The sequence below is a fragment of the Agarivorans sp. 2_MG-2023 genome (genome assembly GCF_030548085.1).
Taxonomy (GTDB): domain Bacteria; phylum Pseudomonadota; class Gammaproteobacteria; order Enterobacterales; family Celerinatantimonadaceae; genus Agarivorans.
This window is the reverse complement of sequence record NZ_JAUORQ010000005.1, coordinates 59038-74895: the sequence shown is the minus strand read 5'-3', so window position 1 is coordinate 74895 and position 15858 is coordinate 59038. Positions and strand designations below refer to the sequence as shown.

Annotated in this window: 12 protein-coding genes; 7 read left to right on the top strand and 5 right to left on the bottom strand. The window is 46.0% G+C overall.

Features of this window, described 5'->3' with window-relative positions; all coding sequences use genetic code 11:
* Window positions 1–12 precede the first annotated feature (12 nt).
* On the bottom strand, window positions 13–591 hold the full coding sequence (gene nfuA / locus Q4549_RS09045) for a Fe-S biogenesis protein NfuA (protein ID WP_303511775.1): 579 nt from the start codon (window positions 589–591) through the stop codon (window positions 13–15).
* Window positions 592–625: 34 nt separating this feature from the next.
* Window positions 626–1387 (bottom strand): ComF family protein, encoded by a 762-nt coding sequence (locus Q4549_RS09040; protein WP_303553843.1) that lies wholly within the window; start codon window positions 1385–1387, stop codon window positions 626–628.
* A gap of 33 nt (window positions 1388–1420) precedes the next feature.
* Between Q4549_RS09040 and bioH the strand changes: the two genes are divergently transcribed.
* From bioH to Q4549_RS09025, 3 genes are all read left to right on the top strand, one after another.
* Window positions 1421–2194 (top strand): pimeloyl-ACP methyl ester esterase BioH, encoded by a 774-nt coding sequence (gene bioH / locus Q4549_RS09035; RefSeq protein ID WP_303553842.1) that lies wholly within the window; start codon window positions 1421–1423, stop codon window positions 2192–2194.
* A 67-nt stretch (window positions 2195–2261) separates the two neighbouring features.
* The gene (locus Q4549_RS09030; RefSeq protein ID WP_137674391.1) at window positions 2262–2495 is read left to right on the top strand and encodes a flagellar biosynthesis protein FlgE; all 234 of its coding nucleotides are present in this window, start codon (window positions 2262–2264) and stop codon (window positions 2493–2495) included.
* Window position 2496: 1 nt separating this feature from the next.
* Window positions 2497–3432 (top strand): putative metalloprotease CJM1_0395 family protein, encoded by a 936-nt coding sequence (locus Q4549_RS09025; protein WP_303553841.1) that lies wholly within the window; start codon window positions 2497–2499, stop codon window positions 3430–3432.
* 120 nt (window positions 3433–3552) lie between these two features.
* Here the strand turns inward: Q4549_RS09025 and Q4549_RS09020 are convergent, their stop codons facing one another.
* The gene (locus Q4549_RS09020) at window positions 3553–5880 is read right to left on the bottom strand and encodes a Tex family protein (RefSeq protein ID WP_303553840.1); all 2328 of its coding nucleotides are present in this window, start codon (window positions 5878–5880) and stop codon (window positions 3553–3555) included.
* 269 nt (window positions 5881–6149) lie between these two features.
* On the opposite strand from Q4549_RS09020, the gene Q4549_RS09015 reads away from it, so the two are divergent.
* From Q4549_RS09015 to metF, 4 genes are all read left to right on the top strand, one after another.
* Window positions 6150–8480, top strand: coding sequence for a glycoside hydrolase family 9 protein (locus tag Q4549_RS09015; RefSeq protein WP_303511781.1), 2331 nt, complete (start codon window positions 6150–6152; stop codon window positions 8478–8480).
* A 234-nt stretch (window positions 8481–8714) separates the two neighbouring features.
* Window positions 8715–9773 carry a substrate-binding domain-containing protein gene (locus Q4549_RS09010; RefSeq protein WP_303553839.1) on the top strand — a complete coding sequence of 353 codons (1059 nt, stop codon included), beginning with the start codon at window positions 8715–8717 and terminating at the stop codon, window positions 9771–9773.
* A gap of 68 nt (window positions 9774–9841) precedes the next feature.
* Window positions 9842–10327, top strand: a complete 486-nt coding sequence (gene greB, locus Q4549_RS09005; RefSeq protein ID WP_137674387.1) for a transcription elongation factor GreB — start codon at window positions 9842–9844, stop codon at window positions 10325–10327.
* Window positions 10328–10541: 214 nt separating this feature from the next.
* Entirely contained in the window at window positions 10542–11444 is a 903-nt protein-coding gene (gene metF, locus Q4549_RS09000; RefSeq protein WP_137674386.1) for a methylenetetrahydrofolate reductase, read from the top strand.
* A 71-nt stretch (window positions 11445–11515) separates the two neighbouring features.
* Here metF and Q4549_RS08995 read toward each other — a convergent pair whose 3' ends face one another.
* Complete coding sequence (locus Q4549_RS08995) at window positions 11516–12769, bottom strand: hypothetical protein (protein ID WP_303553838.1); 1254 nt, start codon at window positions 12767–12769, stop codon at window positions 11516–11518.
* Window positions 12770–12908: 139 nt separating this feature from the next.
* Window positions 12909–15548, bottom strand: coding sequence for a phosphoenolpyruvate carboxylase (gene ppc / locus Q4549_RS08990; protein ID WP_368411617.1), 2640 nt, complete (start codon window positions 15546–15548; stop codon window positions 12909–12911).
* Between the last annotated feature and the right edge of the window lie 310 nt (window positions 15549–15858).

Here is a 15858-nt window from a genome sequence, read left to right as displayed (position 1 = left end):
CAATAAGCGCGGCTAGTAGTAAGAGTGCTCACCTGCTTGGTGCTCTGTTACGTCTCTTACGCCGGTTAACTCACCTGGGAAGGCTTCAAGCAATTGCTTTTCAATCCCTTCTTTCAGGGTTACGTCAACCATGCTGCAGCCGTTACAGCCGCCGCCAAATTGCAGTACAACCACACCTTCTTCAGTAAGTTCCATTACGCTAACTTTACCACCGTGAGAGGCAAGGTTAGGGTTTACCTGGCTTTCGATAACGTATTCAACACGTTCGATAAGCGGTGCGTCATCTTCAACTTTACGCATTTTAGCATTTGGTGCTTTAAGGGTAAGTTGCGAGCCCACTTTATCGGTGACAAAATCGATTTCCGCTTCATCTAAAAAGGGTGCGCTTGCGGTATCTACCATGGCTTTAAAGCCATCAAATTGCAGTGCAGTATCGTCTTCTTCAACCGATTCTGGTGGGCAGTAAGATACGCCACACTCTGCACTAGGGGTACCTGGGTTTACCACAAATACACGAATGTGGGTGCCTTCAGGCTGTTGTTCTAGCAGCTTAACAAAGTGTTGTTGAGCCGTTTCTGAGATCGATACCATCTGCTTCCTCGATACCTGACTAAATTACTAAGGTTTATTGTACGGCTTTTTTGTGAGCTCTGCTAGTGTTGCTAGCTGACGATTTTTTATGTTTAGGTTTATCGGTTCGCGCAATTGCCCAAACATCCACTTGTTCGGCCCCCGCTTGCTTGAGCATCTTGGCTATCACGTTGGCAGTGCTGCCAGTGGTCACCACGTCGTCTACTAATACCCAATGTTTAAATTGGATTTTGTGTTTAAGGCTAAAGCTGGCGGCTAAAGCGCGCTGGCGTTGTTGCCGATTAAGGCTCGCTTGGCTTATACCGTAGTGTTTACGTACCAGTGGTGAGCACATGGGCTTATTTAGTTGCTTAGCAATACTGCTGGCGAGTAATTCACTTTGATTAAAGCCTCGTCGCCATTGTTTTAACCAATGCAGAGGCACTGGTAAAAAAGCCTCAGGCAATCCTGAGTTTTGTTGCTTGGCGTGATTCAACATTAGCCGACTTAAGGGTTTTGCTAGGTATTGTTGTTTGCCGTATTTGTAGGCTTTGATGACTGGTTCAAGTGGCCATTGGTAATCATTTAAACAAATGACTCGGTCGAAGTGGGGCGGCTCTGTTTGGCATTCTCCACAAATACCTGGTTCAGCCAAGGGCAAATAACAGGTTTGGCAACGCTCACCATGCTGCCCACGTAATATGGCGGAGCAGCTAGAGCAACAAGCTTGCCTAGCGTTTTTGCATTGTAAGCAAAAAACACATTGGGTTGATTGCAGCAACGGATGGTTTAAAGCCTTGGAAAAACTGGTTAACATTGGCTCCCCTTATAAACGAGAAGTTAAGTGTAGATGAGCAAATTGCATTTTGAGCGGCAAGGCAGTGGGCCAGCGTTAATTCTTATTCACGGTTGGGGTTTAAACGGCGCTGTTTGGCAGCCAGTGAGTGAATTATTGAGTCAGCACTTTACCGTTTATCGTTTTGATTTACCGGGCTTTGGTCATTCCACAGCTATTGAAACCTTAAGCCTTGAGGGAATGGCGCAAGCTATCGCAAAACAAGTACCAGAAAAAGCACTGTGGCTGGGCTGGTCGTTAGGCGGCTTAGTGGCAAAACATGCCGCTATTCATTTGCCTGAGCATGTTGCCGGCTTGATTACCGTTGCCAGCTCCGCCCACTTTGTCGCGGGGGAAGATTGGCCGGGCATTCAAGGCAAAGTGCTTCGCGGTTTTGCTCTAGGGCTGCAGCAAGACTTTAATAAAACGCTACAACAGTTTTTGGCGATTCAAGCCATGGGCAGCGCTCACGCCAAGCAAGATATCAAACAATTGCGCGACCTGTTGGCCGATAAACCTTTGCCTAAGTTAAACGCCTTGCAGCAAGGTTTAGCCTTATTGCAGAGCCAAGACTTAAGAGCGCAAGTTGCTCAAATAAACATGCCATGGTTACAACTTTATGGGCGCAGTGACGCCTTAGTACCAAAAGCCGCTATGGCGCAACATGCCGCATTACATAGTGAGGCGCAGCAGTACCAATTTGAAAGCTCATCACATGCTCCATTCATCTCCGAAAAAGCTTTGTTTGCAGATAAGATTATCGAGTTTGGGCGCACAGTAGTGGTGTAAAAGTGTACGATTTGCTAAAATTAGCTTTAATCATAGGTGGCTTTTTGCCGATTTAGTTGGAGGGCATATGCAAGTTGGAGCAGCGAACAGCGGTTATCAAATTATTGCTAACGCAAATCAACAAGTTAGCGAAAGTGCCCAAACTCTGGCTGAGGTCGCAGCAAAGCGAGAACCTCAGCAAAATGAAGTGGTTGATGCGCTAGTCAGTTTGAGCCAAGCCGAACTGTATGCCAAAGCGGGCGCTAAAGTGATTCAAACAGAATCAAAAATGTTAGGTACTTTATTGGATATAGAGGCCTAATATGAATATCAACGTTAGCTTACCTAATGTGTTCCCCAATACGCTTTCGCCGCCCACCGATGCGGCGCGCCGCGACAACCAGTTGCGCCAAGTTATTGCCCAACCTAAAGAAGTTGCGAGCTTTGCCAAAGAGCCAGAAGTAGGCGCAGAAAAAGATCGCTCTAAACCACAAGTTACTGCCCAATACCCGCAAGTTCAAGAACAGCAAAACGCTAAAATTAGCGAGCGAGAAACTCAGCAAGGTCGTGAGCAACAGGGTGATCAGCAAGGCAAACAGGACGATCAAGCCAAAGACGGTGAGCAAGCGGGGTCGGGCCAATCAGGATCAGAGCAGCCAAGCGCCAGACAAAAAAGCCAAAACGAACTTAGTGAAGGCGAACAAAAGAAGGTTGATGAGCTCAGTTCTCGTGACCGTGAAGTGAGAACCCATGAAGCTCAACACCAAGCTGTTGGTGGCCAATACGCCAGCGCCGCTTCTTTTGAGCTAGAGCGTGGCCCTGATGGTAAGCAATATGCGGTAGGTGGCGAGGTATCAATTGATGTCAGTGAAATTCCTGATGACCCTCAAGCAACCATTGCTAAAATGGAGCAAGTTCAGCGCGCAGCCTTAGCGCCAGCTGAGCCGTCGAGTCAAGATAGACAAGTTGCCGCACAAGCTCAACAAAAGGCCGCTGAAGCGCAGCAAGAGCTTAACCATAGTCAACCTCCGGGCTTGTTAGCTTCAGACGAACAACCGTCGGCATTTGAAACAGGCTTAAACGCAACCGAAGAAGAGCAACAGTCTGCGCAAGCTCAACAACAACAAAATGCGCAAGCCCTGCAGCAACGTTACCCCGACATTGCGCAACAAATGGCGCAACGCAATGACCACATTCAGCAGCGTTATGCTAGTGCTGCAGCCTTTCGTCCGCAGTCACAATTAAGCTTGCAAGCTTAAACCAAGTAAGCGTAAGGCTATTAGTCTTCCCTATATTGCTTTTTAGCCTTTTGGCCGCAGTCTCAATTACGTTTTCCAGCTTAAGCCAAGTAAACACAAGCCTACTTGGCTTTCTCCCTGTTACTTTTTAGCTTTAGCAAAGGCATCTGCAAAGGCACTATTAATAGGCGCTGTTTTTTGCTGTTTAGCAGCGTGCCTAGGTGTTGCTCTACTGGTGGTTGCTTGCTTAGGTTTGCCCTGATGGGCATTTCTGGGCTTGTTGTTATTTGCTGCGGCTTGAGGGATGTCTTCATCCAAGCGCATGCTTAGGGCAATGCGTTTTCGCTGTGGCTCTACTTCCAGTACTTTCACTTTTACAATATCACCGGCTTTTACGACTTGGTGAGGGTCTTTTACAAAGTGATTGGCAAGACAAGAAATATGCACCAAACCGTCTTGATGCACTCCTACATCAACAAAAGCGCCAAAGTTAGTCACGTTGGTCACTACCCCTTCTAGTAACATTGCAGGCTTTAAGTCACCGATGGTATTCACGCCTTCTTTGAAGTTAGCCGTGGCAAACTCTGGGCGTGGATCGCGGCCGGGCTTTTTCAGCTCAGCGATAATGTCGGTTACGGTCGGCAAACCAAATTTATCGTTAGTGAACTGTTTTGGGTCTAAGTTATTTAAGCGCTCGTTATTGGCAATTAATTGGCTTACTTGGCACTGGCTGTGTTTAGCTATCGCTTCAACCACCGGGTAGGCTTCGGGGTGCACTGCTGAGCCATCTAAGGCATTTTTTGCTTGATGGATACGCAAGAACCCGGCAGCTTGTTCAAAGGCCTTAGGCCCTAAACGCGCTACCTTTTTAATGGCTGCGCGCGATTTAAATGCGCCATTCTCATCACGATAAGCCACAATGTTTTGCGCGATGGTGCTGTTTAGCCCTGCCACAAAACTGAGTAAAGGTGCCGATGCCATATTGATATCAACACCCACTGCGTTTACACAATCTTCTACTACGCTATCCAGTTGTTGCGATAGTTTACTCTGGCTTACGTCGTGTTGATATTGACCAACACCAATGGCTTTGGGTTCAATTTTTACCAACTCAGCGAGAGGGTCTTGCAGGCGGCGAGCAATAGACACTGCACCACGAATCGATACATCTAAATCAGGAAATTCCAAAGCGGCTAGTTCTGAAGCCGAATACACCGACGCACCCGCTTCACTTACCATTACTTTTTGAATGCCCTGCGGAGGCAGCATGTTAATGAGATCTGCGGCTAGTTTGTCGGTTTCACGAGAAGCGGTACCATTACCCACACTGATCAGTTTTACTTCATATTTAGTGATTAAACTGGCCAAGGTTTTTAGCGAGTCTTGCCACTGATTACGTGGCGCATGAGGGTAAATGGTGTCGTAGGCTAGCATTTTTCCGGTAGCGTCTACCACGGCGACTTTCACACCAGTGCGTAAGCCAGGGTCTAAGCCTAAGGTCGCTTTAGCGCCAGCCGGGGCAGCCATCAGTAAGTCGTTTAGATTACGAGAAAATACTGTAATGGCATCATCTTCGCCGTGTTCACGAATTTGGTTGAGTAGCTCAGTATCTAGCTGTAATTTTAGTTTTACTCGCCATGTCCATTGCACGACAGACGCCAACCAACGATCACTGGCAACCCCCTTGGGATTGAGCTGAACGTAGTCTCGAATAATTTGCTCTGCTGGGTGGCTTAAGGCCTCGTTTTGTTCTACTTCAACGCTAAGGTTTAGGATGCCTTCATTACGGCCTCGAAGAATCGCTAAAGCGCGATGCGATGGAATTTTGCCTATCGCTTCTTGGTAATCAAAGTAGTCTTGAAACTTTTGGCCGTTTTGTTGCTGGCCTTCTATTATTTTGGCTTTAACCACGGCGTTCTGCTGCAGAAACACTCGTAAGCTGGCAAGCAAAGGCGCTTGAATAGCAAAGCGTTCCATTAATATGAACTTTGCGCCATCTAATACCGCTTTACTATCGGCAAAGCCAGCCTCTACATTGATATAGGTTTCAGCTAAGGATTCCGGCGCGGTATCGGGCTGAAGAAGCAAAGCCTCGGCTAAAGGCTCTATGCCTGCTTCAATGGCTATTTGACCTTTAGTGCGGCGCTTTTTCTTGTAAGGCAGGTATAAATCTTCTAATTCGGTTTTGCTGGTCGCGGCATTAATGGCTTGCTCAAGCTGTGGAGTCAATTTGTCTTGTTCGGTAATTGACTTAAGAATGCTGATTCGGCGTAGCTGCATTTCTCGCAAGTAACTTAAACGCTGCTCTAGCAAACGCAGCTGCCCGTCGTCGAGTCCGCCAGTGGCTTCTTTTCGGTAGCGGGCAATAAAAGGCACTGTAGAGCCTTCGTCGAGCAGTGTAATGGCAGCGCTAACTTGCTGTGCGTTAGCATTAATATCTATGGCAATTTGTTGTTCAATATTTGACATGTGCTTGCTTATCTCAAGACGCCGTATCCTACGGCGATGGTGGCTCACTATCTTATTCAGTTATTGTGTGGCTTCAAGAAGAAATTAACTGTTTAAAAAGTTAATAATGTGAAAACAATTTCACAACGTGAGTTTTTTTTCATAACTGGTTCATAGATATGTTTGGTTGCATCCATTTGGTCATGGATATGTGAGCTGAAGCCTTAGATAAACAAAGTTTACTGATTACAGTGATAGTGATTTTAATGCCTCAGTTCAAGGAGAGCGAAATGAGCGCTAGCAGAAAGCCCCTATTCAGTTTAAACATTAGTTCTTTAAGCCAAGGACTCATCTTGGCCAGTTTAGTTAGTACCTCAGCCCATTCAGCGGGTGATGAAATGTTGCGAAATGCAGCGTTTGGCGGTGGCACCGATGGTTGGTGGTCTACTGGCGCAGAGCTTGTTATTAAAGATGGCGAAGCCTGTATGGATATAAAACGTGCCGGGTCTAACCCATGGGATGTTATTTTAGGTCAGCGTGGTTTTGGTTTGGAGGAAGGCGAAAGCTATTCGATTGATTTTACCGCCCGAGCCAATAAAAACACTGCCTTTACTACGCTTATTCAACATGAAGGTGCACCTTACACCCAATATTTCAATCAAGCTATTGAGGTATCTACCGAGCCCAAAGCCTTTAGCTTTACGTTTACTCAAGAGGTTTCCAGTGATGCGAAAACGGAGTTTCAATTTCAGTTAGGTGCTCAGCAAGAAGCCAATGTCTGCTTTAGTAACATTTCGGTGAAGGGGAAATCCTTTGTCATTGTGAACAATATCCCCAAAGTGCGACTTAATCAGTTGGGCTTCTTTCCAACATCTGAAAAGTTTGCCGTTATTAACAGTGACTCGCAGCAACCTATTTTTTGGCAGTTGAAAGATGCCAAAGGGGAAGTACTGGCGAACGGTAAAACACAAGTATTTGGAGAGAACAAAAGCTCTGGAGAGAATGTGCACCGGGCTGACTTTAGCCGAATCAACACACCACAAACAGGTTTAACCTTAGAATCTGCTGGCCAATCAAGCCATCCCTTCAGTATTACCGAGGATTTGTACGGTAAATTAAAACATGACGCATTAGCTTACTTTTACCAAAACCGCAGCGGTATTGAGGTTAAAGCTGATTTTGTACAGCGCGCTAATCTAGCGCGCCCAGCGGGTCACCCCTCAGATGTTGTGAGCTGTTTTGATAAAGCCGATGACAAAGGGAATCAATGGCCAGGCTGTGATTTTGATATGGACTTAACCGGCGGTTGGTATGATGCTGGCGACCATGGCAAATACGTGGTGAATGGTGGTATTAGTACCTGGACCTTAATGAACCTTTACGAGCGTTCGTTATGGATTGATGGCGCGCCAGAGCCCTTTGCTGATGGCAAACAAGCCATTCCAGAAGCTGGTAATGGAGTGAATGACCTCTTGGATGAAGCTCGCTGGAACATGGAGTTCATGTTGGCGATGCAAATTCCTGAAGGCAAAAAAGTATTTGTGCCGGTCGGTAACCAGCAAGATAATTTAAGTGCCTTAAAGCTGACTGAAATTGATGCCTCAGGATTAGCCTTTCATAAGGTGGCTGATGAAAAGTGGACTGGCATGCCGCTACCTCCCCATAAAGATACTCAAAAGCGCTATGTTGGCCAACCAAGTACAGCTGCCACACTTAACTTAGCGGCTACCGCTGCTCAGTGTGCGCGTATATGGAAAGAGATTGATGCTGATTTCTCCGCGCAGTGCTCAACTGCCGCTAGCCGCGCATGGCAAGCCGCAGCTGCGCACCCAGAAGTGTACGCTTACGATAACTTTACTGGTTCAGGCCCCTATGGCGACACGGAGTTAGCCGATGAGTTTTACTGGGCAGCCGCTGAGTTATTCATTAGCACTGGCGAAGAGCAATATCTAGAAGTCCTAAAAGCATCGCCTGCTTTCTTAGCGGCGCCACTAGGAGATGAAACCGCTAAAGGTGATTTGTTCTGGCAGGATTTAAGCTCGGCCGGTACCTTAAGCCTTGCACTAGTGCCAAGCAAATTAGACGAGGCCACTCGTGATAAAGCGCGCGCTAAGATCATTGCTACAGCCGACGGTTATTCGGCGCAATTGGCAAAAGAGGGTTACCACATTCCTTATACTGCCGAACAATACCCTTGGGGATCTAACTCCAACTTAGTAAACCGTGGCATATTCTTAACTTATGCTGCAGATTACAGTGGTGACAGCAAGTACATGCAAGCTCTAGTGCATGCCATGGACTACATTCTAGGGCGTAATCCTCTGGATCAGTCTTACATTACTGGCTACGGCAGTAACCCGCTAAAAAATCCTCACCACCGTTTTTGGGCACATCAAGCTGATGAAAACTCGCCAAAACCTGCTCCGGGTGCATTGTCGGGTGGACCAAACTCTATCAGCTTTAGCGACCCTGTTGCAGCCGGTATGAAAGGTAAATGTATTGGCCAAACCTGTTTTGTTGACGAAATAGGTGCTTGGACATTGAACGAAATTACCATCAACTGGAATGCACCATTAGTGTGGGTAAGTAGTGTGTTAGATGAGCACCGCTTAGCGAAATAAGCTCAATAAAAGCAAGTAACTAGGCCAACCTAAGGTTGGCCTTTATTTATCTTTTACTAAAGCAAATGCTTTAACTAAGCGCTGTTGTGTTCAGATAATGTGATCTGCGACGTCGTTCTGGCGCTCAAATTCATTCAAAGCAAGTTCTTAGCTAAGTAGACGTATATAGTGGAGACAGGAATTTTGTCTCTTTGGTAACGTTACCACCATATGACCTGGCAAAGAGGAGATAAAATGCAAACTCGGGTTAGTTGTCAGAGAATCACTGTGAAAGATAAAAGCAAATTGGAACAACGCTCTACAGTATATGACGTTGCGGCGTTAGCGGGCGTTTCGCCGAGTACCGTGTCTCGGTTTATGAACCAGACTACCTATGTGTCTGATGCTAAACGTAAACAAATTCAAGCGGCTATGGTTGAACTAGGTTACAAGCCTGGCCAGCAAACCGGTGCCAGTGCTAGCAGCCGCACCATGACGATTGGGGTATTGGTACAACATCCAGATAGCCCATTTTATGCCTCTATTTTGCGCGGCATAGAAGAAGTATTACTGGCTCAAGGTTACTCACATATTATTGTTACAGGGCACTGGAATACCGAAGAAGAAACCGAGTCGATGCAGCTATTACTGTCGCGTTCGGTAGACGGTATTATTATTGTTACCGGTGGCTTGAGTGATGATCAGGTGCTTGAGTTTTCTAAGAAGCGCCCAATTGTGGCTCTGGGCCGTGAGCTTGAAGCAGCCCGCTTACGTTCAATTAAAATTGAAAATTCGGTGGGCGCTTATATGGCCACCAACCACCTGATTCAATTAGGCCATCGAGAAATTGTTCATATTAAAGGTAATGCCGATCATCCTGATGCTCAACAGCGTTACGAAGGTTATTGCCAAGCTATGGAACATGCAGGTTTGCCAGTTAAATTGCAGCTGGTGGAGCAGGGTGACTTTACCGAGCAATCTGGTTTTGATGCTGTGCAGCGTTTATTGGCCAACAAGCGTCAGTTTAGTGCGATTTTTGCCGCTAATGATTTAACCGCCTACGGTGCTATGCAAGCCTTGTATCAAGCTAAGCGGCCAGTGCCAGAACGTGTTTCTGTGATTGGTTTTGATGATGTGCCAAGTTCGGCGTTTTTCATTCCGCCTTTGACCACGGTTCGCCAACCTATTTTTGATACTGGTTATGCCGCAGCGCTAGCCATATTGGATATGTTAAATGGCGGCGCTAATCAACAATTTAGGTTACCGCCTGTGGAATTAGTAACACGCGAAACCACTCAAGCCCACATCATGTAACAAACTCTTGCCGTTATCCTGCCTAAGTCGTTTATAATTACCGGCTTAGGCAGAGACTATAAAACACCATGAAAACCAACTTAATTACCCGCGCCGGCTGGCACAAATTAGACAAAGAACTTAAATACTTATGGAAGGTAAAACGACCTGAAGTCACCCAAGCTGTTTCGGAAGCCGCTGCGCTTGGCGATCGCTCTGAAAATGCCGAGTATAAAGAAGGTAAACGTGAGTTACGCCGTATCGACTCTCGGCTGCGTTTTCTAAACAAACGTCTCGACGCATTAGAGATTGTTGATCATTATCCACAGCAAATTGGCAAAGTGTTTTTTGGAGCATGGGTCGAATTAGAAAACGACGATGCTACCGTGGTGCGCTACCGTATTGTTGGCACCGACGAAATAGACCCCAAGTTGGGTTACATCACTATCGACTCCCCCATGGCTCGTGCTTTAATTGGTAAGCAAGTAGACGATGATGTGTTTGTAAAAACGCCTGAAGGCACCAAAGAGTGGTGGATTAATCATATTCGTTACACGCCTTTTGACAGCGAATAAATGAGTAAATCGTTACCGCCTTTCCCCCTGCTAAGGTCTTATTTACACATTAGTGTTGGATAAATCATAGATATCTACCCTTAAGCACTGATTTACTTAATGTTGAAAATATTTCATCTAAAGCTAAGTACAACATGAATAGCGTTGACTTAATTAACTATCTCTTTAGTATCTAGCGGTATAGACGTCTAAAAGTCTTTAACGGAGAAGGTCAATGGGATTTCACAACGCGCAACAAATCGAAACACTGAATCAAAGCTTAAGCGAGCTTAACCGCGATATTAACGTGTCCTTTGAGTTCTTTCCGCCTACTACAGAAACGATGGAGCAAACGCTTTGGTCGTCTATTGAGCGTTTACAAACCTTAAAACCAAAGTTTGTATCCGTGACTTATGGCGCCAACTCAGGAACACGAGATCGTACTCACAAGGTAATTAAAGCCATTAAAGATCGTACCGGCTTAGCGGCGGCGCCGCACTTAACCTGCATTGATTCTACGCCCGATGAGTTACGCCAAATTGCCCGTGATTACTGGAACAGTGGTATTAAAGATATTGTTGCCTTACGGGGAGATTTGCCAGAAGGTTCGGCTAAACCGCAAATGTACGCGAGCGATTTGGTGGCGCTACTTAAAGAAGAAGCTGACTTTGATATTTCGGTGGCGGCCTACCCAGAGGTTCACCCAGAAGCAAAAAGTGCTCAAGCTGATTTGCTTGCGCTTAAGCGTAAAATGGACGCGGGCGCTAATCGCGCGATTACTCAGTTTTTCTTCGACGTTGAAAGCTATTTACGTTTTCGAGACCGCTGCGCGGCCATAGGCATTGAAGGCGAAATTGTACCGGGAATTTTGCCGGTATCAAATTACAAAACCCTGAAAAAGTTTGCTTCGTTTGCCAATGTAAAAGTACCTAGTTGGCTACATGGACAGTTTGCAGGTTTAGATAACGACCAAACAACCCGTAACCTAGTGGGAGCGAGTGTTGCCATTGAGATGGTGAAAGTATTGTCTCGCGAAGGAGTGAAAGACTTCCACTTCTATACGCTTAATCGCTCAGAGTTATCTTATGCTATTTGCCATACGCTAGGTGTGCGCCCGGCGGAGGCAATCCCAGCTTAACTATTGGCTCTGATTTATTTATTAAGGCTTAGCAAACGCTAAGCCTTTTTTATTTTGAGCAACTTGGCTGGCTACATTAACAAGGCATTTACGGCGGAACAAATCAGCCACATACTCAACGCGTAATACCAGTTGTTTTTTAGAATTTGCGAAGTTGAAAACTGATAACGCCCAATCATAGTTAAGCCTACCCCCGACAAAGGACTGCTGCCGGTAGAGATTGCCCAAGAGCTAAGGAATAAAAAGCCTAACTGGCTTGGTTCTGGGTTAAGGGGTAATAACAACGGACTGGCTAAAGAGATGCTAATGACTGGATGAATGCCAAACATGCAGGCCACAATCATCAGAGCTAATACTACTGCAAAGGTTTGATGTGAAAACTCAATGTTATGTAAGCTCAAGGTTTCAGGGTAGGCCAATAACAAGGCTTTAATGCCAGCCGAGAATACTCCCGCGGCTAAAAACAGTACATATTGGCTACCTACGTTAGATAGGCGGTGTGTAATGAACTGCCGAGCGATAATGACCTTCGACTTACCTTTGGCAAAGGTGAGCGCTGCAATAGGCGCTAAACAGGTAATCATCAAAATAATACTGAAATCAGGAAAGGCAAAATGCAGCCCGATAACCGTGACCGCCAATACAAAAGGAATGGTTAAGCTCTCGCGGCGCAATGGGTAGCCGGCAAAATTGTCTTTTTCGCGTAACGAAACTTCTGCGGTGGTAAAAATTAGCGCAATCAAGGCCATAAGCGCACCTGGTAGCAATACATCTAACCACTGCATACCTGGCGCGTAGGTAATGGATACTGCGGTGGCAATGAAAAAAGGAGACCACCAGGCCGCCGCACAAAAGCAACGCATAAGTACCTTTTGCTGAGCGTTGGTGAGTTGCTTTTGTTTGGCTAAACGGTCACCAACAATAAAGATAATAGACAAGTTAATAATCGCGCCCAGCACGTTAACGCCAACCGCGGTAGAGGCGATGCTGCGTTTACCGGTGGGTAGTGGGTCTTGCTGGTTTTCTGGATTGGCTAAGGCGAGGAAAGACACCGCACTAAACATGGCTAATAAGGGGAGGTTAATAGACAAAACGTCTATTGGGCTTAGCAAGGTATTTTGGCTAGCGGCGAGCAACAACAAAACAATGCCTATGCTTAACAAACAGCCCGCCTGAATGCGTATCGCACGGCTTAACTGTGGCAAGTACGCCAGTGCCGCCGCCCAAGTCACTACGGTGGCTAAGCCAACGCCTATTACTTCAAAAGCATACAGCAGATAAAGCAGTAATGAGGCGAGAAATAACCATCCTTTGTATTGTTGCATTGAAGACATCCTAAGGATCAATGAGCGACACCGTGAAGCCGAGCGGCCTCTTGCTGTAAATAATTAAATAGAGTTTTAGCTTAGCCTAAGAACAAACAACCCCGCGTAAAGCGGGGTTGTTATTACTCAAGCTTATTGCTTAGCCGGTGTTACGCATGCCGGCTGCGATACCTGCAATACTCACCATTAAGGCTTGATCTACTACTGGACATAGTTCTTCGTTGGCACGAGAACGATTAAGCAGTTCAACTTGCAATACATGTAGAGGATCAATATACGGGTTACGTAAGTTAAGCGATTCTACTACCCAAGCTTGATTCGCTAATAAGCGATTATCTGGTGCTAGCGACACAATAGCGGCTTTGGCTGTTTCTAGCTTAGTACGTAGTTTTTCACCAAGTACTTGCAGCTCTGGCTCAACCAAGCGGTCATCATAGATTTTAGATAGCCAAGTATCAGCTTTCATAAATACCATTTCTAACATTGCTAGGCGATTATCAAAGAATGGCCACGCGCGCATCTCAGTTAATAATTCACTCTTACCGTCTTTAATCAAACCTTCGAACGCTGCACCGCTGCCTAACCAAGCAGGAAGTAGCAAACGGTTTTGACTCCAAGAGAAAATCCATGGAATGGCGCGTAAGCTTTCTACACCACCGTCGGAGCGGCGCTTCGCAGGGCGACTACCTAATGGCAGTTTAGCCAGTTCACGTTCTGGTGTGGCTGCGCGGAAGTAAGGCACAAAATCTTCTTCGCCCCAAACAATGCCACGGTAGGCTTCGCAAGAGGTCTCAGCGATTTGATCCATCACGTCGCGCCATTCATCTTTTGGCTCCATAGGTGGAACCAAGTTAGCTTCTAGTACCGCACTGGCGTAAAGATTTAAGCTGTCTAAGGCTACTTTTGGTAAACCAAACTTAAAGCGAATCATCTCGCCTTGCTCGGTCACACGTAAGCCACCTTTTAATGAACCCGGAGGTTGCGACAACAGTGCGGCATGTGCCGGAGCGCCACCACGACCAATAGTACCGCCACGGCCATGGAACAAGGTTAAGCTAATCGAATGGCCTTCGCAGATAGAGACCAGCGCCTCTTGTGCGCGATATTGCGCCCATGAAGCAGCAAGTACGCCAGCATCTTTAGCGGAATCAGAGTAACCAATCATTACATGTTGCTGACCCGAGATATAACCGCGATACCAATCAATAGATAGCAGCTTGCTCATAGTCGCTGGAGCGTTGTTCAAATCGTCTAGCGTTTCGAACAATGGGGCAACAGGTAAACGGAATGGACAACCGGCTTCTTGCAACAATAGTTGAACTGCCAATACGTCTGATGGCTCACTGGCCATAGAAATAATGTAAATACCCAAGGCTTCGCGTTCTTGCTTGGCAATAACAGCACAGGTATCTAGTACTTCTTGAACCGACTCACTAGGCTCCCAAGCGCGTGGGAATAATGGACGTTTTGAATTCAATTCTTGTAATAAGAAGTGCTGTTTATCCGTTTCGTTCCAATGTGCGTAATCACCCATGCCTAAGTAGCGAGTGATTTCCGAGAATACTTCCTCGTGGCGACCACTATCTTGGCGAATGTCTAAACGCAGTAAGTTGATACCGAAACAGGCAATACGACGCAGTAAATCTAGCAAGGTACCGTCGGCAATAATGCCCATGCCACAATCTTGTAGCGAGTAGTAACACAGCTCTAAAGGCTCGCGCAGTTGCTCGGTATTGGTGATAAGGTCACGTGCTTCGGTGTATTGGCCTTTTAATTTAGCCGTTAAGTAGTCGTGAGTTTCTTGCAACTCGCTACGTAATACTTTTAGTAGCGCGCGGTAAGGTTCGCTTTGGTCGCCAGTTTGCTCAAGCAGTGCTTCATTGGCATCGCTCATCGACAATTCGCTAACCAAGGTTTGTATTTCTTTTAAGTACAAATCTACCGCTACCCAGCGGCTAGAAAGCAATACTTCTTCGGTAACATTTGCGGTAACAAAAGGGTTACCGTCGCGGTCACCACCCATCCACGAAGAAAACACTACTGGTGCAGCATCGAGTGCCATACGCATGTCAAAGTGTTGGCCTAGTTTGTTGTCTAGCTGGCGAACAAAATCAGGTACGGCATGCCATAAAGAGTTTTCGATTACCGCGAAGCCCCATTTAGCTTCATCTACGGGAGTAGGGCGTTGCTGGCGAATCTCATCAGTATGCCAAGCTTGATTAACCAATTGTTCTAAGCGGCCAAGTAATTGGCTACGTTCGCGGTCAGGCAGATCTAGCTCCAACCAATCTAAGCAATTGTTAATGGCGACGTGTTTGTTAATTAGGGTGCGGCGAGTCACTTCGGTAGGGTGAGCAGTAAGTACTAGCTCTATATTCAGTTGCGCTACAGCATGATGAATTTCAGCTTCGCTCAGGTTTTCGCTTTTTAGTTTTTGAAACACTAAGTCGATAGGATCTTGTGCGCAGGTACTGCCTTCGCAGTTGCGCGAAATAGTGTGAAACTGTTCGGCAATATTAGCAAGATTCAAAAATTGGCTAAAGGCGCGGGTTACCGGCAGTAGTTCGTCATCACTTAGGTTACGCAACAACTCTAGTAGTTGCTCGCGGGCTTGGTCATCATCATTTCGTGAAGCTTTAGCTAGCTGGCGAATGGTTTCTACTTTTTCTAGAAACGCTTCTCCCATGTGGCTCTTAATGGTGTTGCCAAGTAGTTGTCCGAGTAAGTTAACATTTCCTCGTAACGACCCATTGATTTCTTGAGGCATTGTTTGGCTCATTCTTTTTCCTTCACTTGTGTTTGCTAGCGATTATTGAAATTTTTTTACTAAATCACCCTAGTCCTGATGCAAAAACATACCTAAGACTGGCCATATAGTCAAAATACATGTAATTAAATTACAGTTAACGACGAATCCTTTGCTTAGGATCAAGCGCTTCCCCATAGATTATTGTCGATATTTGTAGAACTGCGACTTTGTTTTCGCTTCTTTTTAGTCGATGTTTATAAAATCAAAGGTAAATAAAAATTCATTTTTATTGCATAAAGAATTGCCTGTGGTATGCTCCGCTTATAGTAGATAAGCACCA

Excerpts from the sequence above, each read along its gene's own strand:
- nfuA (WP_303511775.1), bottom strand. The coding sequence starts at position 591 with ATGGTATCGATCTCAGAAACGGCTCAACAACACTTTGTTAAGCTGCTA.
- Q4549_RS09040 (WP_303553843.1), bottom strand. The coding sequence starts at position 1,387 with ATGTTAACCAGTTTTTCCAAGGCTTTAAACCATCCGTTGCTGCAATCA.
- bioH (WP_303553842.1), top strand. The coding sequence starts at position 1,421 with ATGAGCAAATTGCATTTTGAGCGGCAAGGCAGTGGGCCAGCGTTAATT.
- Q4549_RS09030 (WP_137674391.1), top strand. The coding sequence starts at position 2,262 with ATGCAAGTTGGAGCAGCGAACAGCGGTTATCAAATTATTGCTAACGCA.
- Q4549_RS09025 (WP_303553841.1), top strand. The coding sequence starts at position 2,497 with ATGAATATCAACGTTAGCTTACCTAATGTGTTCCCCAATACGCTTTCG.
- Q4549_RS09020 (WP_303553840.1), bottom strand. The coding sequence starts at position 5,880 with ATGTCAAATATTGAACAACAAATTGCCATAGATATTAATGCTAACGCA.
- Q4549_RS09015 (WP_303511781.1), top strand. The coding sequence starts at position 6,150 with ATGAGCGCTAGCAGAAAGCCCCTATTCAGTTTAAACATTAGTTCTTTA.
- Q4549_RS09010 (WP_303553839.1), top strand. The coding sequence starts at position 8,715 with ATGCAAACTCGGGTTAGTTGTCAGAGAATCACTGTGAAAGATAAAAGC.
- greB (WP_137674387.1), top strand. The coding sequence starts at position 9,842 with ATGAAAACCAACTTAATTACCCGCGCCGGCTGGCACAAATTAGACAAA.
- metF (WP_137674386.1), top strand. The coding sequence starts at position 10,542 with ATGGGATTTCACAACGCGCAACAAATCGAAACACTGAATCAAAGCTTA.
- Q4549_RS08995 (WP_303553838.1), bottom strand. The coding sequence starts at position 12,769 with ATGCAACAATACAAAGGATGGTTATTTCTCGCCTCATTACTGCTTTAT.
- ppc (WP_368411617.1), bottom strand. The coding sequence starts at position 15,548 with ATGAGCCAAACAATGCCTCAAGAAATCAATGGGTCGTTACGAGGAAAT.